This is a genomic window from uncultured Lamprocystis sp. (genome assembly GCF_903933125.1).
Classification (GTDB): Bacteria; Pseudomonadota; Gammaproteobacteria; order Chromatiales; family Chromatiaceae; genus Thiodictyon.
Map to the genome: position 1 here is coordinate 1 of NZ_CAIZIZ010000057.1, position 6,655 is coordinate 6,655.

At 64.0% G+C, this 6,655-nt stretch carries 7 protein-coding genes; 4 read left to right on the forward strand and 3 right to left on the reverse strand.

Annotated elements, in window-relative coordinates; all coding sequences use genetic code 11:
- The first annotated feature begins 373 nt into the window (after positions 1 to 373).
- The gene (locus QZY03_RS02530; protein WP_295577980.1) at positions 374 to 1,735 is read left to right on the forward strand and encodes a diguanylate cyclase; all 1,362 of its coding nucleotides are present in this window, start codon (positions 374 to 376) and stop codon (positions 1,733 to 1,735) included.
- Between the two features lie 31 nt (positions 1,736 to 1,766).
- Here the strand turns inward: QZY03_RS02530 and tsaE are convergent, their stop codons facing one another.
- Both tsaE and QZY03_RS02540 read right to left on the reverse strand, forming a co-directional pair.
- Positions 1,767 to 2,261, reverse strand: coding sequence for a tRNA (adenosine(37)-N6)-threonylcarbamoyltransferase complex ATPase subunit type 1 TsaE (gene tsaE / locus QZY03_RS02535; protein ID WP_295577983.1), 495 nt, complete (start codon positions 2,259 to 2,261; stop codon positions 1,767 to 1,769).
- Positions 2,262 to 2,777: 516 nt separating this feature from the next.
- On the reverse strand, positions 2,778 to 2,960 hold the full coding sequence (locus tag QZY03_RS02540; RefSeq protein ID WP_295577985.1) for a hypothetical protein: 183 nt from the start codon (positions 2,958 to 2,960) through the stop codon (positions 2,778 to 2,780).
- 553 nt (positions 2,961 to 3,513) lie between these two features.
- Between QZY03_RS02540 and QZY03_RS02545 the strand changes: the two genes are divergently transcribed.
- Positions 3,514 to 4,122, forward strand: a complete 609-nt coding sequence (locus QZY03_RS02545; protein WP_295577987.1) for a hypothetical protein — start codon at positions 3,514 to 3,516, stop codon at positions 4,120 to 4,122.
- Here QZY03_RS02545 and QZY03_RS02550 read toward each other — a convergent pair.
- The gene (locus QZY03_RS02550; RefSeq protein WP_295577990.1) at positions 4,073 to 4,387 is read right to left on the reverse strand and encodes a hypothetical protein; all 315 of its coding nucleotides are present in this window, start codon (positions 4,385 to 4,387) and stop codon (positions 4,073 to 4,075) included. The two genes, QZY03_RS02545 and QZY03_RS02550, sit on opposite strands and share 50 nt — an antisense overlap.
- Positions 4,388 to 4,521: 134 nt before the next feature.
- Between QZY03_RS02550 and QZY03_RS02555 the strand changes: the two genes are divergently transcribed.
- On the forward strand, positions 4,522 to 4,839 hold the full coding sequence (locus tag QZY03_RS02555; protein WP_295577992.1) for a PAS domain-containing protein: 318 nt from the start codon (positions 4,522 to 4,524) through the stop codon (positions 4,837 to 4,839).
- A gap of 1,296 nt (positions 4,840 to 6,135) precedes the next feature.
- Positions 6,136 to 6,615, forward strand: coding sequence for a DUF4347 domain-containing protein (locus tag QZY03_RS31930; protein WP_295608373.1), 480 nt, complete (start codon positions 6,136 to 6,138; stop codon positions 6,613 to 6,615).
- Positions 6,616 to 6,655 lie beyond the last annotated feature (40 nt).

Sequence of the window (6,655 nt, forward strand, 5' to 3'; positions counted from 1 at the left end):
ACGCAAGTGCGACTGAAGTCGCACCTACACCGACCGGTATCCAAATTGTTGGAAATCACCTAAGACTTGCCCCTACGTCCGGTTATCACGTCCGATGGCTCTATCTGCTTCCACAGGTAGTCGGTCGCGATTCCGGCGCTGAGGTATCCGCGGACCTGGAGCACACTCTGGGGCCGGACAGTCCGATCGCTTCATCATTCCCATGGACTTTGCACCGACGGAGGCGGTAGCCTCACGCCGGCGCTTGGGCGACGTGCGCCTGTTGGCCGGGCGCCGCGTCATGATCGTCGATGACAACCGAGCAGTTGCTGTCGGTTCTGGCCGAATTGTTGGCGGCGGAGACCGGAACATCCGCCATGGCGGAGTGCATCGCATGCTGATAGCGAACAAAGATCGGCGTTACCGCGCCCTGGTGGTGGACGATGACGGGGTGCTGCGGACCGCCATGCGGCAGTTCATCATGCGCCTCGGGTTCGAGGTCGAGAGCGCGGACAATGGTCAGCGTGCGCTTGACCTGTTCAAAGCGCAGCGCGCCGACATTGTCCTGCTTGATGCGGCCATGCCGGTGATGAACGGTTTCGCCGCCTGCGAGGCGATCCGGGCACTCCCCGCCGGACGCTACGTCCCGATCATCATGATCACCATCTACGAGAACGAGGAGTCCGTGGACCTGGCGTTCCGGTCCGGGGCGACCGAATACGTCACCAAACCCATTCACTGGGCGGTGCTGCGCAACCGGGTACAGCAACTGGTCGCGGCGGCCGACGCGGCGTGCCACTTGCGTGAGGACCGCGCATTCTTCCAGTCACTGGTCGATGCCATCCCGGACCCGACTCTGGTGTGCGACGGCGAGGGTGTCGTGCGCTGGATGAACGAGGACGCCAAGCGGTGTCCCTTGATCGCGCAGGCGGCGGTCGATGCACCTCTGCGATTTGCCGCGGGCGTTGCCGAGCCCGCCGCGGCCGCGGCACCCGACGATCCATCGGCGATCGTCGCGCGCATCCGCGCCTGGGTGACGACCTGCGATACACCCCTGGGCCTGTTGCTGCAACGCCCGGACGCCGTCGACGGAGACCGCTATGCGGAGGCCCATGTCCGCGCCTTGCGCGGCCTGGACGGCACCAATTTCGGCCTCATCCTGCGTCTGCAAGACGTGACCGCCCGGGAGTTGGAGGGCCGGCGCTTACGTGGCCAAGTGAACCACTTCGGCGAACTGGCTCATCACGACAGCCTCACCGGACTGGCCAACCGACTGTTGTTCGAAGAGCACCTGAGCCGCGCCATCGCCGAGGCGGATCGCTCCGGCGAACACCTGGCTGTCCTGTTCGTGGACTTGGACGGCTTCAAGGCGATCAACGACACCTACGGTCACGCGGCCGGCGATCGGGTGCTGTGTCAGGTCGCTACACGCCTGCGCCACGGGGTGCGACGCCCCGATACCGTGGCGCGCCTGGGCGGGGACGAGTTCGCGGTCCTGACGCGCGACATCTCCGGGAGTTCCGGGATAGTGGAACTGGGTAAGCGTCTGCTTACGGCGATCTCCGCGCCCATCGCGCTCGCCGACGGACCCGCGGGTATCGGGGCCAATATCGGGGCCAGTATCGGCGTCAGCCTGTTTCCGGAGCACGGGTCGGACGGGGCTACCCTGCTGCAGCGTGCGGACAAAGCGATGTACGCGGTGAAGTCCCGCGGTAAATGCGGCGTGGCGGTGGCGACATCATGCGATAGCGCATGAGGCGGGTTGGAGTTGACCCGATGTTCCAGGTTCAGTGAATCCCTGTTCCGGACCGAAGCGCCTCGATCACGCTACTTGCTGCCTCCCCGTGAGCGGTCAGGGTCAACCGCCGACCCTCGTCGAGGGAGTCGATCGCAATGGTGAGATCGGGCGGCGGCAGCAGTCCGGCACCGCGCTCGGGCCATTCCACCAGCCAGAGCGCCGCTTCGGCGAGCAGATCGCGCAGCCCCAGGTACTCCAGTTCCTCGGGGTCGGCGAGGCGGTACAGGTCCAGATGAAAGACCCGGGTGGTGCCGATCTCATAGGGCTCGATCAAGGTATAGGTCGGGCTGCGCGCGGCTCCACGATGCCCTAGACCGCGCAGAATGCCGCGCGCCAGCGTGGTTTTTCCGGTCCCCAAATCGCCGCGCAGATAGATCACCAGGCGTTCGGGCAAGTGCGCCGCCAGGTCCGCGCCGAAAGCGGTCTGCGACTCGGCATCGGACAGCCGGACCTCGATCGACCCATGATCGTCATCTGTGTTCATCTGTTCTCGGTCGTTGTCGTAATCGAGGTGATGATACCCGCGAGGGCCTTGGTCATGAACCCAGCCATTGTGCGATCTGCACGGTCGTCGGTCCGGGAGAGTAGACCGGCCCCTCCCCGCGCTTCAGGTCGACGTTGGTGTTCTCGGTACTGGTTCAGCATGCCTTGATCATAACTCCGACCACGCAGACGCGCCGACTGCGTAGTCAGGCCATCCTGGCCTGACCGAATCAGGGCTGGAAGCCCTGACTACGCACGCCGCGTGATCGATTGGCCGGAACGATGATCAAGGCCCGCCCGTGGCTCCCTTGATGGCGCTCAGGATCGCGGCTTTGCTCGCCCCGTCGCGCTGCATCTTCTTTAAATGTCCAGCACCCGGTTATGCGCACTGTCGCCTGGGACAACGGGGCGGACCTGGCGCCCGAGTTCCTCATGGACCTGCTGCGCGAACAAGCCACCAAGGCCGCGTAGCGCCTGACCCGTTACGGCCGCGCCTACCCCGACGGAGGGTACTGGTTCAGCTTAGCTCAAAGACATATTGTTGATTACTGCGGTTGACGAAGCACCGACGCAGCAACGAGGTGGCAAAGGACTCACCGGTGGCCAGGTGGGTGGACAACACCGTCTCGATCTTGTCCAAGGCCACCGGTTCGCGGCTGAAGTAGCCGCCGCCCTCGTTGGCGGTGACGGTGAGGTACACGACGCCGGACGCGCCGACGCGATCTGGTAGGTCAGGCGCCCGATGGCGCGCTCGCTGAGCTTACTGATGGTGTGCTGGCCCACGGCGGCGATGGCCTCGGGTGGGACGGCGGGAGCGGACTTGGCGAACATGGAAGTCTCCGATCAGGACATAAACAAAAACGCCCTGTCCGGAGGCCGGACAGGGCGTGGGATATCGCGTTGTCGATTTCTTGCGCCCGGAACGCGGCCAAAGACGCTTGGAGTGAGACGCCGACGACCTAGCCGGGTCATAGGAATGATATGCGTCCGAGGGGCGGGACTCTTACGCCCGGGTGGCGCGGCGCGCGCTCGCTTGTGGGCCAGCCGTGCCCCGGCGGGTTCCCCTGCCCTTCCCCTGCGCAAGCCACTGTGTGAGTTGACGTTACCCCGGTTTCCCCTGCACGCCAGCGTCAAGCCGTTGTGCGCGGCCGACCTGGGCTGATGGGGACGGATCCCATCGTGCGCGTCGGCGCGCCCGCCGCGCCGAACACAACCTGATGAGCCCATCCTCACCCGACCCGGAGACCCCGCCCATGCGCAAACGCATCACCAAGCCGCCCGAGACCGCCCCGTTCGGCCTCGCGATGGGCCTATCGGTCCGCGACCGCGACGCGTGCGGCATCGCGTTGGCGATGACCAGCCCCTTCGTGTTCACCGCCAGCACCGTCCCTCGCCCCCGGCCCGACTTCAACCTGTACCAGGTCCGGATCACGCCTGACAGCGGGCTGTCGCGGGTCAAAGGCATGAGCCCGTTCATCAAGACCGACGCGGACGGGATCGCCCTGTGGACCGCGTTCGAGGCCGTGGAGGCCGACCTCGCGCGGGTCCACGGTGCCGGGGAGCGGATCGACGAGGCGGCGCCCGAACGGTCCCTGTCCGACGGGGAGACGTGGATGGCGTCCCTGGTGAGCGAGGCGCGGGTGTGCGGCACGCGCTGGCCGGCCGACGGCGGCGACACGCTGTGCCAGGGCCTGGAAGCGCTCTACCTGGTCGCCAAGGCGATCAACGTCAAGAAGGGCTTCCTGATGCTCGTGGACGACTTCATCAACCGCACCGCGGCCGAGCACGAGATCGCGCGCTGGCCGTTCCGGATCAGGCAGCAATCCCGCGCCGGGTGCCGAAGACCTCGCGATCCTTCATAGAGACGTGCGGCGCCGACGGCTTGATGGCCGTCGGCGCCCCTTGACTGGCAGGTTGTTTCTCCGCGCGCGGCGCCCGGCCGGGGCCTGCCAGCAGCGGACCAGCCCCGCGTCCCGGAGTCGGCGTAGCGCGTCGTAGCGGGTGTCCCGGCTGATATTCCAGGCCCGCAGAGTGCGCCCGGTCATAGTGATGGGCATCCATCAGGGCCTGGAAACGCGCCTCCTCGGGCACGGCGACGGGTTGGAGGATGACCTCGCGAAGGTTCACGCACGGGGCCTCGGGCAGCGGGGGATCGACGCGCTTTATACCCGGGCGACCGGGTATTGTCCAGAGTCGGGGGCAACCGCAGACTGCAACGGCAAATCCTGGCTAGAACAGTTCAGCCCTGGCTGCGATCCCGCTTGGACTTGACGTTGGATGCCGCCGGGATCGGTGTCTGGGAGTACGACCACGTCACAGATCGCATCGCCTGGAGCCCCGCCCTGTGCGCGCTGCTGGGCTACGGTGCGGCGCAGGTCCCACCGAACCTGGCCGCCTGGCTCGACCTGATCCACCCGGACGACCTCCCGGGCCTGCAAGCGCGCATCGCCGCGGCGCTGGCGTCCGACAGCCCGCTCTATGCGGCGGAGTATCGCCTGCGTGCAGCGGACGGCCGATGGATCTGGATCGACGCGCGGGGCCGGGTCGCGCAGCGGGATGGGCGGGGCGGCCCCTGCTGACCCTGGGTACCATGATCGATATCTCGGAGCGGAAGCACACTGAGCTGTTGCTGCAAAGCCAGCACGAATTTTCTGGGCTTCTGGTCGCGCGGCCGGATCGCAAGACCCTGCTTGAGGCGATCCTGGATTGCGCGCTGCGCCTACCGGAGCTGGACGGCGGCGGGCTCTACTGGCGCGAGCCGGACGGGGGTTATCGGCTGGTAGTCCAACGGGGTTTCTCCGACGCCTTTTTCGCCGAAGTCGAGCGTCTGGCCTCCGACTCACCCCAGGCGGAGATTGTCCGTCAAGGCCGACTGCAATGCAGCTGTCGCGACGCGAGTGCCCATTGCACCGATCCTTCCCTGGGTAGTCCTGCAATCTGCATGATGCCGCGGCCCAGAGCGAGTACATTACCGACTACATATCAGCGCCTTAGTATGAAAATCGGCCACGAGCCATCCTATAGATTGCAGCACTACCCTATTTCGATCGGTCCATACCTCAACAAGCCACCTCCGAGGAGCTCACCCAAGTACCCGGAGCGAGGATGACAGACAGGCGGCCCATGGCTAGAGCGGTGATTTAGCGGACTCCGGTTCCAAGGCGTAGAAAACGTGACCCACGTCACTTCCGGGCGATCGCCGAGCGTCTAAGTTCATCTCTACTCCCTTGGGCGTCGCGGCGTCGATTGCGCGGGCCGAAGTCGGGGCGAGATTGCAGATAGGACTGAATCGGTAGTCCTCTTAGGGTTTCGCTACGTGTTTGACGCTAACGTGCGGATTCATTTACAACTTCAAACACCATGGTAAGGCCCGCTACCTTGTGATCGCTCGATTCCTCGACACCCAGCTCGTGGCCGGTCCCGGCAACTACAGAGGACAAGGATTCGAGGTCCAGCGCATGGGCCGATGCATCATCATGCCCTTTTATGGCACATCAACACTAGGCTGGACCATTGGGGCCACTGCCGCAAACGTGCGGGATAGCAGTACGATTTTCGACTTCGGTATGGTAATGGGGCGCCGGCAACGACACGCTAGGCTAGGCTAGGCTAGGCTATGCCGACACCCTGGACCGCACCCCGATCAAGAAAGCCTGGCGTGACGCACGATTACCCAGGCGGAACTCACACCCGAGCGAACACGCTTCGTTTCATGGCCGCACTGTCCCCGGTTCCCCCCCGGTCTCTCCCAGTTTCCCCGTCCCCGGTTCCCTCGGTTTCGAACAACTGTCTTCAGCCGGTCGTGCGGTTGACCTTCCTCTCTCTACCCATAGATTCCACGTATTCAACATAGATAACGCCGGAGCGAACGCACTATGTCCGTCACGAGAAATGTCTTTTTTGTCGATGCACGTATCAGCAACATCCAGTCTCTGGTCAGTACCTTGCCGAGTTTCTCTGAATGGTTCGTACTTGACGCGGATGAGGATGGCATTGAACAAATATCGAGCATTCTCTCCGGCTACACGGACATCGACACAATACAGATAATAAGTCACGGAGCGCCGGGAGCGCTGTACCTAGGTAATATTACCCTCGATCACGATACGCTTTATAGGTACGCGGGACAGTTCGGCCAAATAGGCGCCTCGCTATCCGAAAAAGGCGATATTTTGCTTTATGGATGCAATATTGGCGAAGGAGTTGTTGGACAAATATTCCTAAGTTCGCTTTCGGAATTGACTGGGGCGGATATTGCCTCGACTTTGGCCATTTCAGGCCGTCGAGGCCAGTTGATCCAGCAAGCGTTCCCAGTCCCGCTGGGAAATAACGAGGGCGTCCGGGTCTGCGGTTGAGTTGACGAAATTCGCCGCCGCCCAACTGGTGCGGCGCACC

Bases quoted from the DNA above. Each gene is read 5' to 3' on its own strand.
- QZY03_RS02530 (WP_295577980.1), top strand. From the start codon at position 374: ATGCTGATAGCGAACAAAGATCGGCGTTACCGCGCCCTGGTGGTGGAC.
- tsaE (WP_295577983.1), bottom strand. From the start codon at position 2,261: ATGAACACAGATGACGATCATGGGTCGATCGAGGTCCGGCTGTCCGAT.
- QZY03_RS02545 (WP_295577987.1), top strand. From the start codon at position 3,514: ATGCGCAAACGCATCACCAAGCCGCCCGAGACCGCCCCGTTCGGCCTC.
- QZY03_RS31930 (WP_295608373.1), top strand. From the start codon at position 6,136: ATGTCCGTCACGAGAAATGTCTTTTTTGTCGATGCACGTATCAGCAAC.